The following is a 17,973-nucleotide window of genomic DNA, read 5'->3' on the forward strand; positions in this document are numbered from 1 at the left end:
GCGCTGAATGGCTGAAGCGGCGGACAAAGACTCCAAAACCGAAGACGCGACCGAAAAGAAGATCCGCGACACCGTCGAACAGGGCAAGCTGCCCCATTCGCGAGAGGCCGCACTTCTGGCGTCCTTCATCGCCATACTGGTGTTCACCGTCTTCTACGCCAAGGACGCGGTCGTTGATCTCGGCATGTTCCTGTCGATGTTCCTGGAAAAGCCCGAGGCGTGGCCGATGGACACCGAGACCGACGTCATCGCGCTCTACAAGACCGTGATGATGGAAATAGGCAACGCCGTCGTCAGCCTGCTGGTGCTGCTGGTGGTGGCCGGCATCGGCGCCTCGGTGCTGCAGAACATGCCGCAAGTCGTCGGCGAGCGGATCCGGCCGCAACTGTCGCGCATCTCGATAGCCAAAGGCTGGACCAGGATGTTCGGCATTCAGGGCTGGGTAGAATTCCTGAAATCGCTGGGCAAGCTCGGCTTCGCCAGTATCGTGCTCTACTTCACGCTGTCGCAGGACTACCGCCAGCTCCTGGCCGGCATGATCACCAACCCCGTCGCTTTCGGCCTCGTCATCAAAAGCATCACCGTCGACATATTGGTGGCGATCGTCTTCGTCATGGGGCTGATCGCGGCGGTCGACGTCGTCTGGTCGCGCTTCCATTGGAAGCAGGATCTGCGGATGACCAAGCAGGAGGTCAAGGACGAGTTCAAACAGTCCGAGGGCGACCCGATCATCAAGTCGCGGCTGCGCTCGCTGGCGCGCGACCGGGCGCGCAAGCGGATGATGACGGCCGTGCCGCGCGCGACGCTGATCATCGCCAATCCGACGCACTTTTCCATCGCGCTCAGATATGTTCGCGACGAGGATTCAGCGCCCCTGGTGCTGGCCAAGGGCCAGGACCTTGTGGCGCTCAAGATTCGCGAGATTGCCAAGGAGCACAACATCCCGATCTTCGAGGACGTGGCGCTCGCCCGCTCCATGTACAAGCAAGTTTCGGTTGATAGCGTGATCCCGTCGCAATTCTACCAGGCCGTCGCCGAACTGGTGCGGATCGTCTACTCCAAAAAGGCTGAGCGGAGACAAATTTCATGAACCGCCAACCGCACGCAAAATCCCGCGAACTCATCGTCGCCAAGGCCATCGAGCAGGTGGTCGACGAGTTGCGGCTGATCGATGTCGCCGACTACATCGCTTTCATCCGGCTCGAGCATTTCGCTTGCCTGTCGGATCTGGTGGATTCGGCGGTGGAGCTTTTTTTCCTGCCGGGCACGCTCAGGCTCGGCCATGGCGGAGAGGCACATGTCGACTGGAGCGGCAGCCCGCGCATCGTGCTCGATCTCGAGCTTCGGCCGCCGGGCGTCACCGTATATTTCCAGCTGACGCTGAGCGAGGAGAGGTCTTCGGTCGCGGTCAACTATGTGTCGTTCGAGAAGCCCGGCGAAGACCCCGAGCACAACACCGCCTTGCTGGAGACGGTCATCGAAGAGGCGCGCATTCGCCGGACCGAGCCGCTCGCCTATCGCTGATCTTTTCTTATCCCAATCGCCGGACGCGGCTTTGATCACTCGATCAGACCCAGGCGCAGTGCCTTGGCCACCGCCTGGTTGCGGTTGACCGCGTTGAGCTTCTGCGTCGACTGGGTGAGATACTGGTTGGCGGTGTGGACCGACAGCTTCAGCAGCCTGGCGATCTCTTCGCTGGTGTTGCCGTTGGCGGTCAGCTTCAAGCACTCCAGTTCACGCTTGGAGATCGACCGCATCCGGCCGGCATCGTTCGGACGAATGCGGGCGACGGCGGCGAACAGCGAAAAACAGCGGGCGTGGATTTCGTAGAGCGTGTCCTCCGGCAAAGCGATCGTCGAGCCGAGGAACACCACCAGCCCGCAATGGCCGCGATCGGCATGGACGGGAAAGGCAATGCCGTTGGTGCCCGGCGCCAGCGGCGCCGTCCGCTCCGCCCAGGCGAGGTTCTTGAAGACGGCGTCCGAGCCGGCGATGCCGTCATCGGTCCACCAGCGCGGCGCTGTCGAGGCGCCGCTGTGACGAACCATCTCCTCACCGTTGGCGCCGGCAATGAACTTGGTTGTCACCGAGGTGGCGGGATAGTCGGAATCGAAGCTCGGCACCAGGCGCGCCCGTTCCGGCGAGGGGCTGACGAAGTAGAGGCCGAAGGCCGACGCGTTGATGTCGACGGCGATCCAGCGGCAGCGGCGCACCGCGTCCGGGATGGTAACGGCATGGTGCGTCTCGGAACTGATAGAGAAGGCGCCGAACGGATTTCGCTGCTCGTTGGAAAGGGCTTCGGCCGCCGCTTTGATGTCAGCATGTTTCAAATGATGCCGCTCCTGATCGCCGTGGCGATGGCCATCGCGCGGTTCGACGCCGCGAATTTCTGGATGGCGTGGGTGATGTAGCTGTTGACGGTGTTGGACGAGACCCCGAGGATCACTGCGACCTCATCGGTGGTTTTGCCTTCAGACACCCAGAACAGGCATTCGCGCTCGCGGTCGGACAGCGGGTCCTGCATGGCGACGGCGGCGATCAATTGCGGGATGGCGGACAGCGCGTAACAGCACTTCAACTGAGCCTTCATCAGCGCCGGCTGGTCGATACTGCCGGCCTCGGCCGCCGAGAAAAGCGCAAACAGCCGCTGGCGGCCGACATTGAGCCGCAGTGAATAGACTTCGGCATGGCCAAGCACGTCGAGCAGGCGCGCCTCTTCGCCGGTGAGCAGTCCGCCGGCGTCGGGCGCCGCGGCGGCGACCAGTGGCCTCGGGCGGATGCCAGGTGCAACGGTCAGCGGTCCCTGGGCAAGGCCGGCGATCAGCCGCTTGCCGATCAGTTCAATGGCGTCGAAGATCCAGTTGGATGAGACGATGCGGGCGTCGTTGCGATCTTGGTCGTGGACGATGGCGACGAGCATGTAGCTGTCGGCGCCGATCTCGGCGGCAAGCTGCATGAAAAAGGAGGTGAGATCGCCGCGCGATTCAAGGCGCGAGCCTAACGTATCGGATTGGAGAAGCGCGGCGGAACTGCTCATTGGATGCTTTGGTTGTATGTCATGGCCGGAGTCTTTTCTTGAGCCCGGACGCTGGGGTTAGCAGCGGCCGAACTTGAAGACGCATCACGTTTACGAAGCACTCACACGGCGCGGCGGTCGCGCTGATCGCCGAATCCATTCAGGGAACGCGAAGCCGTCCGCGTCTGGTGCCGGTCATTGGCCGGAACTTGAGACTTTGGGTGGTCGCCGCGCCCCCCAAGGACCGGCTGATTCGGGTCTAATCTACCCGCAGATGAATCCGACATCAAACGCGATTTGACAAAATCAATATTATTGGACTCAAGCGACTCAGGGGCGGCTTTCGCGGCCTTTTCCGCCGCAAGAGGCCTGAAACGCCGACACGAAAAAGCCAGAGGGTGTTGCGATACTGCCGTATCGAGGGCCGGTCGATTCCGATAGGGTCTCGGCAGCCGGCAGGGGTGGGCATCCCTTCGGTCATACGGCGGATTTGGCGGCGCTTGCTCGCGGCCATCAGCATCGGGGGTCATGATGAAGCAGGTTTTCCTGGCGTTCACGGTGGTGCTTGCGGTTCTTGCCGGCATGGCAGCGCCCGCCAAGGCTGAGCCGACCGTTACCTATGCGCTCGACAACGGGCTGCAGGTGGTGCTGGTGCCCGACCATCGCGTGCCGAAGGTGGTGATGAACCTGCGCTACCGCGTCGGGTCGATGAATGAACCCGCGGGACGCTCGGGCTTTGCGCATCTGTTCGAACATCTGATGTTTTCCGGCACGCCGGCCTGGCCGAACGTGTTCGGCGCGCACGCCGCGCTCGGCAACGAGATCAATGCCTGGACCACCGAGGACGGCACGGTTTATTATGTCGACGGGCTGTCGTCGTCACTGCCGATGATCTTGTCGCTTGAGGCAGACCGCATGGCCAATCTCGGCCGCTCGGTGACTCAGGCCAAGCTCGATCTGCAGCGCTCGGTGGTCAAGAACGAGATGCGCCAGAACGTGCTCGACAAGGCCGGCGCATCCGGCTGGGAAGCTTTCTGGTCCGGGCTGTTCCCGAAGCCGCATCCCTATAGCCGCATGGTCATCGGCTCGGTCGCCGATCTCGATGCGGCGACGCTCGACGATGTCAGGGGTTTCTTCAACAGCTACTATCTGCCCAACAATGCGGTGCTGGTGCTGGTCGGCGACTTGGAGATGGACGACACCAAGGCGCTGATTGCCGACACGTTCGGCCGCGTGGCGCGCGGCGCCGATGTGGTGCGGCCCGCCGTGCCGGCACCGACGCAGGCCCGGCTCAAGCTGGTGCTCGAGGATCGTGTGCCAAGCCCCATCGTCGTGGTCGGCTTCAGTGGCCCGGTGGCGCAGTCGCCCGACAATGGTGCGCTCAGCATTGCCGCCGAACTGCTCGGCAACGGCGAATATGGGTTTTTGCGCAACCGGCTGGTTTCGCAGTTGGGCATTGCCACCTATGCCAGCGCGAGCTGGACCGGCGGTCTGCTCGGTGGCCGCTTTACCTTCGAGGCGGGTGCCGCCGAAGGTGTGGCGCCGGAAGCGCTGGAAAGCGCGATGAAAACGGCGTTCGCGAATTTCCTGAAGACCCCGCTCGATCCGGTCGATGTCGAGCGTGCGCGCACCGGCATCTTGCAGGCAGCGCGGCTCGGCAGCGAAGCACTGAAGGATCGCGCCGGCGTCGTCTCCTACAATGCCGACGTGCTCGGCGATGCGCAGAGCGCGCTGGTCGACGACCCGCGGGTGAAGGACGCCAGCGTGGCGGATGTCGAGGCAACGATGAAGCGGCTGTTGAAACCGGAAGATGCCAGCGTACTGATGCTGAAGCCCAGCCCGCGGGGCAGCTATCCCGATGCACTGATCGGCTCGTCCGGCACACCGCAGCCGTTCACCGCACCGGAGCGAGCGGCGATCGACATTCCGAAGCATGCGGCCGGGCAAGCGCCTTCGGCAACACTGCCCGCCATGGAAACGGCGACGCTCTCGAATGGCATCAAACTCGTCCACTACACAATGCCGGAAGCGCCGATGGTCTATGTCGCGGCCAGTGCCGCCGGCGGCTGGAACAGCGTGCCGGAAGGCAAGGAGGGATTGCTGGAGCTTGCAGCAAGCATGGCGACACGCGGGGCCGCCGATCGCGGCTCGGCTGATTTCGCCAAGGCGGCCAGCGACATCGGCGCCGGCGTCAGCCACCAGGCCGGAACGCTGACCACGATGATGACGCTTGGCGTGCCGCCGGAAAAGCTCGACCAGGGTATTGGCCTGCTCGCCGACGCGGTACTGAAGCCTCGTTTCGACAAGACCGAATGGACGGTGCTGATGGCGCAGACGGTCGACTGGCTAAACGGCCGCGAGGCGGATCTGCCCGGCGTTGCCGGCCGCATGGCAAAGGCGACGCTGATCCCGCAGGTGCCGGGCAAGGCAGCGGTGGACTGGTCGGCAAAGGCGCTGACCTCGATCTCGCTCGACGAGGCGAGGGACGCATTCAAGGCGGAGTTCACGCCGAAGGCGGTGACCTTCTACAGCGTCGGCCCGATGCCGGTCGCGACCGTCGCCGCCAGCCTTGAAAAAGCATTCGGCGCGTGGACAAGCGACACCGCCGGCTATGCCGTCGAGCCGTCGCCGGCGGCGCATTTCAACGGGGGACAGAAAGTGCTGCTGGTGCCCGAACCCGGCGCCAGCCAGTCGGCGCTGTTCGTGGCGCGGCCGGCGCCCGGCACCGACGAGAGCGAGCGCGCTGAATCGACCGCGGTCTCCAACCTGCTTGGCGCCGATTTCTCCAGCCGGCTGAATTCGGTGATCCGCGAGGAGAAGGGCTACTCCTATGGCGTGTCGAGCTATCTGATGAGCCCGATGAAGGCCGGCTCGGGATTGGTCGTGGCAACCACCGTCGAGCGCGCCAACACCGGGCCGGCGATTACCGAAATCCTGAAAGGATTTGCCGGCCTGACCACCTTGCCGGTGGCGCAGGACGAAGTCGACCGCACGGTGACTGTCTATCGCCGGGCGCTGGCTGGATCGGCCGAGACGTCGGCTGGTCTGTTCTCCTCGCTGATTGGCGCGGTCGGCAGCGGATCGACGCTGGAGGACCAGCAAACCCGCATGGCGGCGCGCACAAAGCTGACGCTCGATGCGGTTCAGAAACAGGCGCTGGCCCTGGCGTCGCTCGATCCGTCGCTGATCGTGGTGGCGGGCGACCCCGATGTGGTGATGCCGCAGCTTGCCGCGATCGGCCTCAAGGACGTCGAGATCGTCAAGCGTGACGAGGCTGGTGAAGAGACGGCGATGCGGGCGCTCGATCTTCTCGGGGGCAATCGCCAGGCGCCGCTGTCTGCCTCGCCGTGGCGGGTTGGCGATGGCGGCACGACGCGCGCGGTGCACGCCTGCGCCGGCGAAAGGGATTGCGGCGCGCAGATCCACGCCGATTGACGGGCTAAACGCGCAGCCGCCGGCGGCGTTGTAATTTTGGGATAACTTTGTTTCGGGGGAAACGATGAGCGATTCATTTCGGGAAGTAACGTCCGTCTCGTGGTTCGGGCGGATCAAGCGCGCGGTCGGCGGGGTCATCTTCGGCCTTATCCTGATCGTGCTGATGGTGATCGGGCTGTTCTGGAACGAAGGCCGCGCCGTGCAGACGGCGCGCTCGCTGGCCGAAGGTTCTGGAGCGGTGGTTTCGGTCGGCGCCGACAGCGTCGATACCGCCAATGACGGCAAGCTGGTTCATGTCAGCGGACTGGTGACGGCGGACAGCGGCCTGGCGGATCCGGATTTCGGCATCGCCACGCAAGGGCTGCGGCTGTCGCGCAGTGTCGAGATGTATCAGTGGAAGGAAGAGTCCAAGTCGGAGACGACCAAGAAGCTCGGCGGTGGCGAAGAGACGGTGACCACCTACAGCTATTCCAAGGTGTGGGACGACAGCCAGATCGACTCGTCGGACTTCAAGAAGCCGGACGGCCACCAGAATCCGCCGATGGAAATCCACGGCCGGACCTTCCAGATTCCTGAGGGCAAGCTTGTCGCCTTCGATCTCGATACGCCAGTGCTGGACCGTATCGAGGGTGACAAGGACTATTCGCTCTCAGCCGACCAGTCGGCGGCGATAAAGGCTGCCTATATCGGAACGAAACCGCTCAGCATCGTCGATGGCAAGATTTATCTCGGCAATGACAACACGACGCCCGCTTTGGGTGACTATCGCATCGGCTACGAACTGGCGCCGCTGGGCGTGATCAGTATCATCGCGCGCCAGGCCGGCAGCCGCTTCGAGCCCTACCAGACGCAAGCCGGCGATGCGCTGCTGATGGTCGATACCGGCAACGTCCCGGCCGAAAAGATGTTCGCCGACGCGGTCAGCGCCAACACGCTGATCACCTGGCTGCTGCGCGGCGCCGGCTTGCTGTTGCTGACCATAGGCTTTGCGCTGTTCCTCAGCCCGATCGGGGTGATCCTCGACGTCATACCCTTCCTCGGCAGCATGGCGCGGATGGGCACCGGCATCATCGCCTTCGTTCTGGCGATCCTGGTCGGCACGGTGACGATCGCGATTGCCTGGTTCTGGTACCGGCCGTTGCTGGCGCTCGCCATCCTGGCGGCAGGCGTGATTGCGGCGGTGATTGTCTACCGCATCGGCCGGTCGCGAAGGCCAGCCGTTCCGGTGGTTGCACCTAACCCGGCTGCGGCCGCCTAGATGGTCGGGGCGGCCGGAGCCGCCCCATATCTCTTTGGCGCAATCCGGCCGGAAAACCGCCTCACACTTATCCTGGAATTGCTTTCCTATTTGTCCTCGAAGCCGGTGAGCACGCCGACGGCGTTGATGCCGATCTCCTCGACGGCGTAGCCGCCTTCCATCACGAACAGCGTCGGCAGGCCGAGCTTGGCCATGCGCCGGCCGATCTTCGGATAGTCCGGGCTTTTCAGCTTGAACTGGCTGATCGGGTCCTTCTCGAAGGTGTCGACGCCAAGGGAGACGATGACGATATCGGGGGCGTAGGCGGCGAGCTTGACGCAGGCATCCTCCAGCGAGGCGTTCCAGGCGTCCCAATTGGTGCCGAAGGGCATGGGATAGTTGACGTTGAAACCTTCGCCGGCGCCGGCGCCGCGTTCATCGGCATGGCCGAGGAAGAACGGATACTCGACCATGGGATCGCCATGCAGGTTGAGAACCTGCACGTCGGCGCGTTCATAGAAGATCTCCTGCGTGCCATTGCCGTGGTGGTAGTCGACGTCGAGGATCGAGACGCGTTCGGCGCCCTGGTCCAGGAACCACTGCGCGGCGACCGCAGCATTGTTGATGTAGCAGTAGCCGCCCATGAACCCGGCACCGGCGTGATGGCCGGGCGGGCGGCAAAGCGCGAAGGCCGACCGCTCGCCACCCTTGACCAAGGCCGCCGCCGTCAGCGCCACGTCATAGGACGATTTGATCGCGGTCCATGTGCCTTCGACGAAGGTGGCGCCGGCGTCGAAGGAATAGTAGCCGAGCAAGGCGTCGACGCGCTTGGGTGGCACGTCGCCGCGCAGGCCGCGCGTCGGCCAGGTGAAGGGCATCGCCGTGCCCTCGAGGCCGGCGGCCTTCCACGCCGGCCAGACGGTTGGCAGGAAGTCGATATAGTCGGCCTTGTGGATGCGCTTGGCGGCTGTGAGATCGTGCTCGACCGGTCCGATGATCGGCCCCAGCTTCTCGCTCTCGACCCGCGCCTTGATGAACTCGGCCCGCGATGGCTTTTCGAAACCCGGCACGATTGCCGACGTGACCAGTTCCATCTGGCCGGCATGGCCGGCATGAAGCGGCGAATAGACAGTCTTCATGAATTTCCTCTCGAAATAGCGAAATCAGTCAAGGTTGAGATAGGGGGTGACCAAAGCGAGCCACATTCTTTCCACATCGTCCTCGATGAGGTCGTATGTTTTGCGATCCCGCTTCAACCCCACAAGCCGGCAGGCGTGCCCGACATCCATCATCAGCACGCCGAGTCGGCTGGCGATCTTGTCTTCAAGGGCCGGGTTCACATGCTGCAGCCACGCGGCGTAAAGCGCGATGATCTGCTCGTCATATTCGTCCTGGATCGGCCTGAGGTCGGCATTGCCGGATATCGCCTCGATCACCGGCATCAGGGTGGCGTTTTCGAGATATATTCTGGAGGTATCGATGAAGAGCTTGCGCACCTCCTGCCGAAACTCGTCGCGGTTGGTGGGTGGGGTGACCTCGATGCGCCTGGCGATCACCTCGGGAAACGACGACAGCCAGCGCCGGGCGAGGTCGAGGAGAATGGCTTCCTTGTTGGGAAAGTACTGGTAGACCGAACCGACCGACAGGCCCGCGCGCCGGGCAATGGCGAGCGTCGTCGGCGTCTTGGTTCCTTGCTCCCGCGTCAGGATCAGCGCAGCGTCGAGTATCCTGTCGACCACCTTGCTCGACCGTTCCTGCCGCGGCTGCTTGCGCGGTTCGAGCGCCATCCTGGTTTCGCGGCTGAGACTGCGCTTCACGGATTGATGCCTTCGTTCCCTGCCGGTTTCAACACAGGTCCCGGTCTCAACATTGGCGTGGTGTGTTGTCCACAATACATTCGAAATTCGGCACGTTGACAAACGCGAATAATTAGTCGCATTCTTTTATCCACGCTGTTTTGAGAGATCACAAGGGGAATTTCGAAACAGCGCACTGGCATCAGTTTTCGTCCGATAACGCCGCTCCTGCGGAGTGGCAGCTTGTCGGACAAGAGGGTTGTCGGTCTCAGCCAGTCGTCAAAAGCGCGGAGTCGCGATGTCTGTCACGGGTGCGGGTCAAAATGCTGGTCTGATCGTCATCAATGGTCGCGTGCGGACCATGGACGATGACAATCCCGCCGCCGAGGCGATTGCCGTCAAGGACGGCGCCATCATCGCCATCGGCAACCACGCCGCCATCGAAAAACTCAAGGGAACGACCACAGACGTGATCGACGCCAAGGGCGGTTCGGTCCTGCCCGGTTTCATCGAAGCCCACATGCATCTGTTCTCGGGAGGGGCTGAGCTCGCGCATCTTCAACTCGGCGGTATCCATGGCTTCGAGGCGCTTCAAAGCGCCATCCGCGACTACGCCACGACGTGGCCCGAGGCGAAGATGCTTGTGGGACAGGGCGTCGACTACACCGTGCTCGGCGACGAGCGGGTGACACGCCATCATCTCGACGCCATCCTGCCCGACCGCCCCTTCTGCATGGCGGCACCCGACCACCATACGATGTGGGCCAACACCAAGGCGTTGGAGATGGCCGGCATCCTGAAGGGACGCACGCTCGGTCCGGGCAACGAGATCGTGATGGGTGACGACGGCCTGGCCGCGGGCGAATTGCGCGAGGGCGAGGCCTTCGGTCCGGTGCTCGACCTTGCCGGCGAAAGCCGGGTGCGGTTGGGGCTGTCGACCGGCGGCGAGCCGGACCCAATGCCGTCGGCCGCCGAGCGGGCCGCTGACCGTGACATCATGCGGCGCGGACTTGCCTGGTGCGCGCGCCACGGCATCACCTCGATCCAGAACATGGACGGCAATCTCTACCAACTCGAATTGCTTTCCGAGATCGAGGCCGAGGAAGGCCTGCCCTGCCGCGTCAAGATCCCGTTCCACTACAAGAATTTCATGACGCTCGACATGCTCGAGAAGGCGTCCGTCATGGCCGAGCGCTACCACAGTGAGTGGCTGTCATCGGGCATGGTCAAGGTGTTCTATGACGGCGTGCTCGATTCCTGGACCGCTGTTATGGTCGAACCCTATGCGGATCGTCCCGACTGGGTCGGCGAGCCGCTGTTCACGCCGCAGCAATTTATCGATCTCGCCGTGGCTATCGACAAACGCGGGCTGCAGATCGCGGTGCACTCGATCGGTGACGGCGCGGTGCGCGCAGTGCTCGACGGTTACGAGGCGGCGCAGAAGCTCAATGGCAAGCGCGACAGCCGGCACAGGGTTGAGCACATCGAGGTCACCACAGCAGCCGACGTGCCGCGTTTTGCCGAACTCGGCGTCATCGCCTCGATGCAGCCGTCGCATCCGCCCGGCGCCATGGATTTTCCACTGGAGCCGACGGTGTCACGCATCGGACCGGCCCGCTGGCCGCTGAGCTATGCCTGGCGCACCCTGAAAAGCGCCGGCGCCCATGTCGTGTTCGCCTCGGACTGGCCGGTGGCAGCGATCGACCCGATCCTGAGCATTCAGGCGGCAGTGCAGCGCAAACCATTGGCAGAAGGCGATCCTGACCAGAGTTTCTCGCTGCAGGAAGCGATTGCCGCCTACACGGTCGAGGGCGCCTATGCCGAATTCGCCGAGCATCGCAAAGGCGTTCTGAAACCCGGCTACATGGCGGATCTGGTGGTTTTGTCGGCCGATATCGAGAAGACGGCGCCGGCCGATCTGCACAAGCTGCGACCGGTGACGACGGTCTGCGGTGGCAAGGTCACTTACCAGGCCTGACAATGGCATGCGGCTTGCACAGCTTGCCGCTTGCAAGACGAAATGACCGACTGAACTGTGATTCAATGCCGGACTTGCCAACCTACCGGCCGTGTGGTCACATCGAACAGGGGAAAAACTCCGCCAGCAAGAGTGGGGTCAACAGTGAGGCGTATCGTGCCGGAAAAACCGGATCGGAATGCAATTGAAGTCGTAAACGTCAGTAAAATTTTCGGATCGGGTGAGGGGCAGGTCGCTGCCCTCGATACGGTCTCGGTATCCATCCGGGAGAATGAGTTTTTTACACTGCTGGGACCATCCGGCTGCGGCAAGACCACGTTGCTGCGGCTGATTGCCGGCTTCGACTTTCCAACCGCCGGCGAAATCCTCCTCTACGGCCAGGACATCGCGCCGTTGCCGCCCTTCAAGCGACCGGTCAACACCGTCTTCCAATCCTACGCGCTGTTCCCGCATATGACGGTCGCCGACAATATCGGCTTTGGCCTGGAAATGCTGGGCAAGCCGAAGGCCGAGATCAAGGCGCGCGTCGCCGAGATGCTGAAACTGGTGAAGATGGAGGCGCTGGCGGGCCGCCGCACCAGCCAGATCTCCGGCGGCCAGCAGCAGCGCGTGGCGCTCGCCCGGGCGCTGGCGCCGCAGCCCAAGGTGCTCCTGCTCGACGAACCGCTCTCGGCCCTGGACTACAAGCTGCGCAAGGAAATGCAGATCGAATTGAAGCGGCTGCAGCACGAGACGGGCATCACCTTCATCTTCGTCACCCACGACCAGGAGGAAGCGCTGACCATGTCGGATCGCATCGCGGTGATGTCGTCGGGCAAAATCCTGCAGGTCGGCTCGCCGCGCGACATCTACGACCGGCCGGCCGAGCGTTTCGTCGCCGACTTCATCGGCGAGTCGAACTTCCTCAAGGCGGATGTGGTTAGCGCGACTGGTGGCCGGGCGACGGTGAAGCTGCCGTCTGGTGTGGAAATCCCAGCCTCGCTGCCGGAAGGCTTCAGCCCCAGCGGCAAGGTCACCATCGTCGTGCGTCCAGAGCATGCGCAGTTGGGCACGGCCAGCCCGAGCGCTTCGCTGTCCGGTACCGTCGAAAACATCGTCTATCTCGGCACCGACACGCACTTCCATCTGCGCCTTGCCGGTGGCGAGCCGTTCATCGTGCGGCGTCAGAACAGCCGCGGCGCCGGTGACGGCTTCGTGCAGGGCGGCCAGATCGGCATCATGATCGGCAACGACGCCGCGCAAGTGCTGAAGGACTGATCATGGCGACCGCGGAACAAGTCGCCAAGGCAGCGCAGCGACGCGATGTGCGCGACCGGTGGCTGCTGTCAGCGCCAGCCTTGCTGGTGATCTTCCTCGCCGCGACCGGCCCCTTGCTGATCGTGCTGATCTACTCGTTCCTGACGCCTGGCCCCTATGGAGATGTGAAGTGGCAGTTCTCGCCCGATGCCTGGCTGTCGGTGTTCATGGAACGCGACATTTTCGACGATACGCTTTCGCTTGCGGCAGCGCATGTCACCATCTTCTGGCGCTCGATCAAGCTGGCGGTGATAACGACGATCGCCACTTTGGCATTGGGGTTTCCAACCGCCTATTTCATGGCGACGCGCAGCGAGAAAACCAGGGATCTCTGGCTGTTCCTGATCACCATTCCGTTCTGGACCAACCTTCTGATCCGCACCTTCGCCGTGCTGCAGATCATCCGCAACGAAGGCATCATCAACACCATCCTTATCAAGCTTGGTATCGTCTCAGCGCCGGTCCAGATTCTCTTCACCGACACGGCGATCCTGATCGGCATGGCGTATGTCTACCTGCCGCTGATGGTGCTGCCGATCTATGCCAGCATGGAGAAGCTTGATTTTCGCCTCGTCGAGGCGGGCTACGACCTCTACGCGACCCGTTTCAAGGTATTGCGGAAGATCATTTTCCCGCTGGTCAAACCCGGCGTCATTGCCGGCTCCATCCTGGTCTTCATTCCAGCCCTTGGCGCCTATGTGACGCCGAGCGTGCTTGGCGGCGGCAAGAATATGATGCTGTCCAACCTGATCGAATTGCAGTTCGGCCAAGGCCGCAACTGGCCGCTCGGCTCGGCGCTGTCGATCACGGTGATGATCATCGTCATGGTGGCGCTGCTTGCCTATGTGCGCAATGCCGGCAAGTCGGGGGTGCGGCATGGCTAAGAACTTTTCCATCAAGCACCAGACCGGCTTCACGGTGATCGCTGCGACCTGTTTTATCGTGCTCTATCTGCCGATCATCGTGCTGGTCGCCTATGCCTTCAACGCGGCGAACTCGACGTCCGAATGGGGCGGCTTTTCGATGCGCTGGTTCCAGTCGGCTTGGCAGAACGTGCAAGTTATCGACGCGACGCTACGCTCGTTCCAGATCGGCGCCGTCGCTGCGGTGCTGTCGACAATCTTTGCCACCATGGCCGCGCTCGCCACCACGCGCACCGCGTCCTATCCGGGCCTCACCTTCAAATATGCGGCGATCAACCAGCCGCTGATGGTGCCCGAGATCGTCACCGGCGTGGCGCTGCTGATCTTCTTCTCGCGCATCAAGATCTTCACCGGCTATTCCGGCATCGGCTATCTGATCGCCGCGCACGCGGCGTTCTGCATCCCGTTTGCCTATCTGCCGATCCGGGCGCGGCTGGAAAACATGGACCTGACGCTGGAGCGCGCGGCTGCCGATCTGTACGCGACGCCGTGGAAGACCTTCCGCCGCATCACGCTGCCGCTTTTGTGGCCCGGCATACTGGCCGGACTGATGCTGGCCTTCGTCATCTCGCTCGATGACGTCGTCATCACCGAGTTTGTCAAATCGGGCGGCCAGGATACGCTGCCCACCTACATGCTCGGCCAGATCCGCCGCGGCATCACGCCTGAGATCAACGCGATATCGACCGCCTTCCTGCTGCTTTCGGTCGCGATCGTCACGTTGTTTTTCTTCGTCAGCAGGAAAAGAGACTGAACCGACAAATGGGAGCTAAAACCATGAACTGGAAAACAACGACAGCCGCCATCGGGTTGGCGCTGCTCGCAACGACGAGCCTGGCCCGCGCCGATGGCGAACTGAACATTTACAATTGGGGCAACTATACCAGCCCCGATGTGATCAAAAAGTTCGAAGCCAAATACAACGTCAAGGTGACGATCACCGATTACGATTCCAACGATACGGCGCTCGCCAAGGTACGCCAGGGCGGCACCGGCTTCGACATCGCCGTTCCGTCGCAAACCTACGTGCCGATCTGGATCAAGGAGGGCCTCGTGCAGGAGACCGATCCGGGCAAGATGGAGAACTTCAAGAACGTGGCGCCGGAATGGGCCAATCCAGACTTCGACCCCGGCCGCAAATATTCCGTGCCGTGGGCGCTGGGCACCGTCGGCGTCGTCGTCAACACCGATGCCTACAAGGGACCAGCCGACAGCTGGGGCATCATCTTCAACACGCCGGACGAGCTGAAGGGCAAGACCAATGTCGTTCCCGAGATGAATGACGTTATCTTCGCGGCGATCAAATATGTCGGCGGCCAGCAGTGCACCGACGACAAGACGGTGCTGAAGAAGGTGCGCGACACGCTTGTCGCGGCCAAGCCGAACTGGATCGCCATGGAATACAACACCATCGAAAAGATGGGCGCCGGCGACTTCAAGGCGACCAGCGACTGGAACGGTTCGGCGCTGCGTCAGCGGCTGGCCAATCCGGCCATCCATTACAATTATCCGAAGGAAGGCTACGGCCTGTGGAGCGATAACGTCGTCGTTCTCAAGGAAGCCAAAAATGTCGAGAACGCCAAGCTGTTCCAGAACTTCATCATGGATCCGGAAAACGCGGCCGGCCTCTCGGCCTTCCATCGCTACGCAAACGCCATTACCGGCTCGGACAAGTACATGCCGGCCGATATGAAGGATGCCCCGGAAGTCGTCATTCCGGAGGCTGCGAAGGCACAAGGCGAATTCCAGAAGATGTGCGCGCCTGAGATCCAGGACATCTACACCAAGATCTGGACCGAACTGCAGAAATAACCGCAGTCTGACAGACCCGGCGGCATGCGCCGCCGGGTCTTTTCTTTTCCGGAATGGCTTTCATGGACTCCTATCGCAACAGCGATCCGCGGCCGTCGATCATGCAGGGCTCGCCGCCTCAAATGGTGCTGCCGAAGCTCGACTGGGACCGGCCGCCATGGAATCGCTGGGCCTTCCAACACATCCGCGAATTCCTGCCGACCATCGAGGTCTGGCGCGGTAATGGCCATCGCCATCGTCTTGAGCGCGCAGAGACCGATCTCGACGCGCTGCCGGTGGAAGACAGCAAGGGCCGTCCGACGACGCTCGTTGGCCTGCTCGACGAGACCTACACGGACGGCTTCCTGGTGCTCAAAGACGGCAAGGTCGCCTATGAGCGCTATTTCAACGGCATGGCCGAGCGCACGCTGCATCTGTCGCAGTCGATGGCGAAGTCGGTAACAGGCACCGTGTTCGGTATTCTGGTTGGGCGCGGCTTGATCGACCCGGCCAAACCGGTGAGCGCCTATCTGCCGGAGCTCGGCGCGACCGGCTGGGACGGCGCCAGCGTGCAGCATGTGCTGGATATGACCACCGGCGTGCGGTTTTCCGAGGAATACACCGACCGTTACTCCGACATCGGCCAGGTTGATGTCGCCACGGGCTGGAAGCCGGTGCCGCCGGACAGCGATCCGGATTTCCAATGGCCGCCGCATCTGTTCGAGTTGATCCTGCAGCTGAAGGACAAGGTGCGGCCGCATGGCGCCGCGTTCGAGTACCGCTCGATCGAGACCGACGTGCTTGCCTTCATCATGGAGCGGGTCACCGGTAAACGGCTGGCGCAGTTGGTGTCCGAGGAGCTGTGGCAAAAGCTCGGCGCCGACGAGAGCGCCTGCTTCACGGTTGACAGCGCCGGCTATGCGCTGGCCGATGGCGGCTTCAACGCGACGCTGCGAGACTACGCCCGCTTCGGCCAGTTGATCCTCGACAATGGCCGCGGCATCGTGCCGGCCGACTGGATCGAGGCGACGCGCAACGGCAGGCATGCGCCGGATTTCAATCCGAGCCTGCCGGAGGGCAGCTACCGCAACCAGTTCTGGATCGAAAACCCGCGCTCACGCGCACTGATGTGCCGGGGCGTGTTCGGGCAGATGATCCATATCGACTGGGACACCGGCATGGTCGTGGTCAAGCTTTCAAGCTATCCGGATTTCAGCAATGTCGCCTATTCGGTGGCAACGCTGAAGGCGGTGCACGCCATCGCCAAGGCGCTTGGTTGACCCACAACAAATCATCCCTCCGAGGAAACGTTCATGACCGGCAAGACTGCGTTCGAGATCCGCTACGGCTTTGCCCGCAATGAGGTGCTGCTCTCCAACTGGCGCGAAAGCCCGTTCAACCGCTGGTCGTTCCAGAACCTTGGCGAGCTGGTGCCGACCGCTCCCGTGGCGGCGACGCCGGGAAGCGTCGAAGCGCCGGTGCGGGACCTGAGCGGCCTGCTCGGCGAAAAGGTTTCGATCGCCAGCGCCCCGGAAACGGTGGCCGAATTCCTCACACGTTCGAGCAGCGACGCGCTGACGGTGATGAAGGCTGGCAAGGTCATCGGCGACTGGTTCGCGCCCAATATGGATTTCGGCGCCCGTCACATCATCTTTTCGATCAGCAAATCGGTCACCGCGATCATCGCCGGAATACTGGAAGGCGAGGGCGTGTTCGACCCGGAAGCGCCGGTGACCCAGTACATTCCGGAAGCCGCCGGTTCGGCCTATGCCGATGCAAGCTGCCGGCATGTGCTCGATATGAGCGTCAGCCTCGACTTCGAGGAGGCCTATCTCGATCCCGAAAGCGCCTTTGCCCGTTACCGTCGCGCTACGCTGTGGAATCCGGGCGGCGGCACTGAAAGCTTGCGCGAATTCATTCTGACCTTGCAGCGGCTCGAAGAACCGCACGGCAAAACCTTCCGCTACCGTTCGCCCAATTCCGATCTGCTCGGCCTGTTGCTCGAACGAGCTTCCGGCCAGCGCTTCCCGGACCTGATGCGCGAGAAACTGTGGCTGCCGCTGGGTGCTGTCAGCGAGGCTTCGATCGGCGTCGACATGGAAGGTACGGCGCGCACCGCCGGCGGCATTTCGGTGACGCCGCGCGACCTGGCGCGTATCGGCGAGATGATGCGGCAGGGCGGCACGGCCAATGGCCGCGGCATCGTGCCAGAAGGCTGGGTGCGCGATACGACCGTTGCCGGCGGCAGCGCGGAGGCTTGGCAGCGCGGCACAATGGTGCATCTGTTCCCAAAGGGCCGTTACCGTAACAAATGGTACCAGACGGGGGCGGCAAACGGCGCCTTCTGCGGCATCGGCATCCACGGCCAATGGCTCTACGTCAACCCGAAGACGGAAGTGGTGATTGCAAAAATGGGGTCGCAGCCGGTGCCTGAAGATTATCCGCTCGAACGCGAGATCGTTGCCTTTTTCGAGGCGCTGAGCGGGATGGTCTGAGGACGA

15 protein-coding genes are annotated in these 17,973 nt (G+C 62.7%); 11 read left to right on the forward strand and 4 right to left on the reverse strand.

Annotated elements, in window-relative coordinates; all coding sequences use genetic code 11:
- Window positions 1-7 precede the first annotated feature (7 nt).
- Window positions 8-1,090 carry a flagellar biosynthesis protein FlhB gene (flhB, locus tag NL532_RS09880; RefSeq protein ID WP_023828195.1) on the forward strand — a complete coding sequence of 361 codons (1,083 nt, stop codon included), beginning with the start codon at window positions 8-10 and terminating at the stop codon, window positions 1,088-1,090.
- Window positions 1,087-1,524: a BspJ family T4SS effector nucleomodulin gene (locus NL532_RS09885; protein WP_023671756.1), complete on the forward strand. Its 438-nt coding sequence runs from the start codon at window positions 1,087-1,089 to the stop codon at window positions 1,522-1,524. Before flhB ends, NL532_RS09885 begins: the two co-directional genes overlap by 4 nt.
- A 35-nt stretch (window positions 1,525-1,559) precedes the next feature.
- On the opposite strand, the gene NL532_RS09890 is transcribed toward NL532_RS09885, so the two are convergent.
- The gene (locus NL532_RS09890) at window positions 1,560-2,330 is read right to left on the reverse strand and encodes a helix-turn-helix transcriptional regulator (protein WP_023828194.1); all 771 of its coding nucleotides are present in this window, start codon (window positions 2,328-2,330) and stop codon (window positions 1,560-1,562) included.
- On the reverse strand, window positions 2,327-3,037 hold the full coding sequence (locus tag NL532_RS09895; protein WP_023683473.1) for a helix-turn-helix transcriptional regulator: 711 nt from the start codon (window positions 3,035-3,037) through the stop codon (window positions 2,327-2,329). The genes NL532_RS09890 and NL532_RS09895 overlap by 4 nt, the downstream gene beginning before the upstream one ends.
- A gap of 510 nt (window positions 3,038-3,547) precedes the next feature.
- Here NL532_RS09895 and NL532_RS09900 point away from each other — a divergent pair.
- Together NL532_RS09900 and NL532_RS09905 are read left to right on the forward strand one after the other, a co-directional pair.
- Window positions 3,548-6,451 carry a M16 family metallopeptidase gene (locus NL532_RS09900; RefSeq protein ID WP_286488102.1) on the forward strand — a complete coding sequence of 968 codons (2,904 nt, stop codon included), beginning with the start codon at window positions 3,548-3,550 and terminating at the stop codon, window positions 6,449-6,451.
- 64 nt (window positions 6,452-6,515) lie between these two features.
- Complete coding sequence (locus tag NL532_RS09905; protein ID WP_023828192.1) at window positions 6,516-7,709, forward strand: TMEM43 family protein; 1,194 nt, start codon at window positions 6,516-6,518, stop codon at window positions 7,707-7,709.
- Window positions 7,710-7,795: 86 nt separating this feature from the next.
- Here the strand turns inward: NL532_RS09905 and NL532_RS09910 are convergent, their stop codons facing one another.
- Both NL532_RS09910 and NL532_RS09915 read right to left on the reverse strand, forming a co-directional pair.
- Window positions 7,796-8,827 (reverse strand): histone deacetylase family protein, encoded by a 1,032-nt coding sequence (locus NL532_RS09910; protein WP_023737689.1) that lies wholly within the window; start codon window positions 8,825-8,827, stop codon window positions 7,796-7,798.
- Between the two features lie 24 nt (window positions 8,828-8,851).
- Window positions 8,852-9,505, reverse strand: a complete 654-nt coding sequence (locus NL532_RS09915) for a TetR/AcrR family transcriptional regulator (RefSeq protein ID WP_023686329.1) — start codon at window positions 9,503-9,505, stop codon at window positions 8,852-8,854.
- A 277-nt stretch (window positions 9,506-9,782) separates the two neighbouring features.
- Here NL532_RS09915 and NL532_RS09920 point away from each other — a divergent pair, with 277 nt between their 5' ends.
- The 7 genes from NL532_RS09920 (at window position 9,783) to NL532_RS09950 (ending at window position 17,967) form a co-directional block, all read left to right on the forward strand.
- Window positions 9,783-11,462 carry an amidohydrolase gene (locus NL532_RS09920; protein WP_023828191.1) on the forward strand — a complete coding sequence of 560 codons (1,680 nt, stop codon included), beginning with the start codon at window positions 9,783-9,785 and terminating at the stop codon, window positions 11,460-11,462.
- A 156-nt stretch (window positions 11,463-11,618) separates the two neighbouring features.
- A complete protein-coding gene (locus NL532_RS09925) occupies window positions 11,619-12,719 on the forward strand; it encodes an ABC transporter ATP-binding protein (RefSeq protein ID WP_023691713.1) in 1,101 nt (366 codons plus the stop codon).
- Window positions 12,720-12,721: 2 nt separating this feature from the next.
- Entirely contained in the window at window positions 12,722-13,642 is a 921-nt protein-coding gene (locus NL532_RS09930; RefSeq protein WP_023828190.1) for an ABC transporter permease, read from the forward strand.
- Window positions 13,635-14,435 (forward strand): ABC transporter permease, encoded by an 801-nt coding sequence (locus tag NL532_RS09935; protein ID WP_023828189.1) that lies wholly within the window; start codon window positions 13,635-13,637, stop codon window positions 14,433-14,435. Before NL532_RS09930 ends, NL532_RS09935 begins: the two co-directional genes overlap by 8 nt.
- 23 nt (window positions 14,436-14,458) lie before the next feature.
- Window positions 14,459-15,493: an ABC transporter substrate-binding protein gene (locus NL532_RS09940; RefSeq protein WP_023671767.1), complete on the forward strand. Its 1,035-nt coding sequence runs from the start codon at window positions 14,459-14,461 to the stop codon at window positions 15,491-15,493.
- A 62-nt stretch (window positions 15,494-15,555) separates the two neighbouring features.
- A complete protein-coding gene (locus tag NL532_RS09945; RefSeq protein WP_023828188.1) occupies window positions 15,556-16,752 on the forward strand; it encodes a serine hydrolase domain-containing protein in 1,197 nt (398 codons plus the stop codon).
- A gap of 33 nt (window positions 16,753-16,785) precedes the next feature.
- The gene (locus NL532_RS09950) at window positions 16,786-17,967 is read left to right on the forward strand and encodes a serine hydrolase domain-containing protein (RefSeq protein WP_023828187.1); all 1,182 of its coding nucleotides are present in this window, start codon (window positions 16,786-16,788) and stop codon (window positions 17,965-17,967) included.
- The last annotated feature ends 6 nt before the right edge of the window (window positions 17,968-17,973 follow it).

The sequence above is a fragment of the Mesorhizobium sp. C120A genome, assembly GCF_030323105.1.
GTDB lineage: Bacteria > Pseudomonadota > Alphaproteobacteria > Rhizobiales > Rhizobiaceae > Mesorhizobium.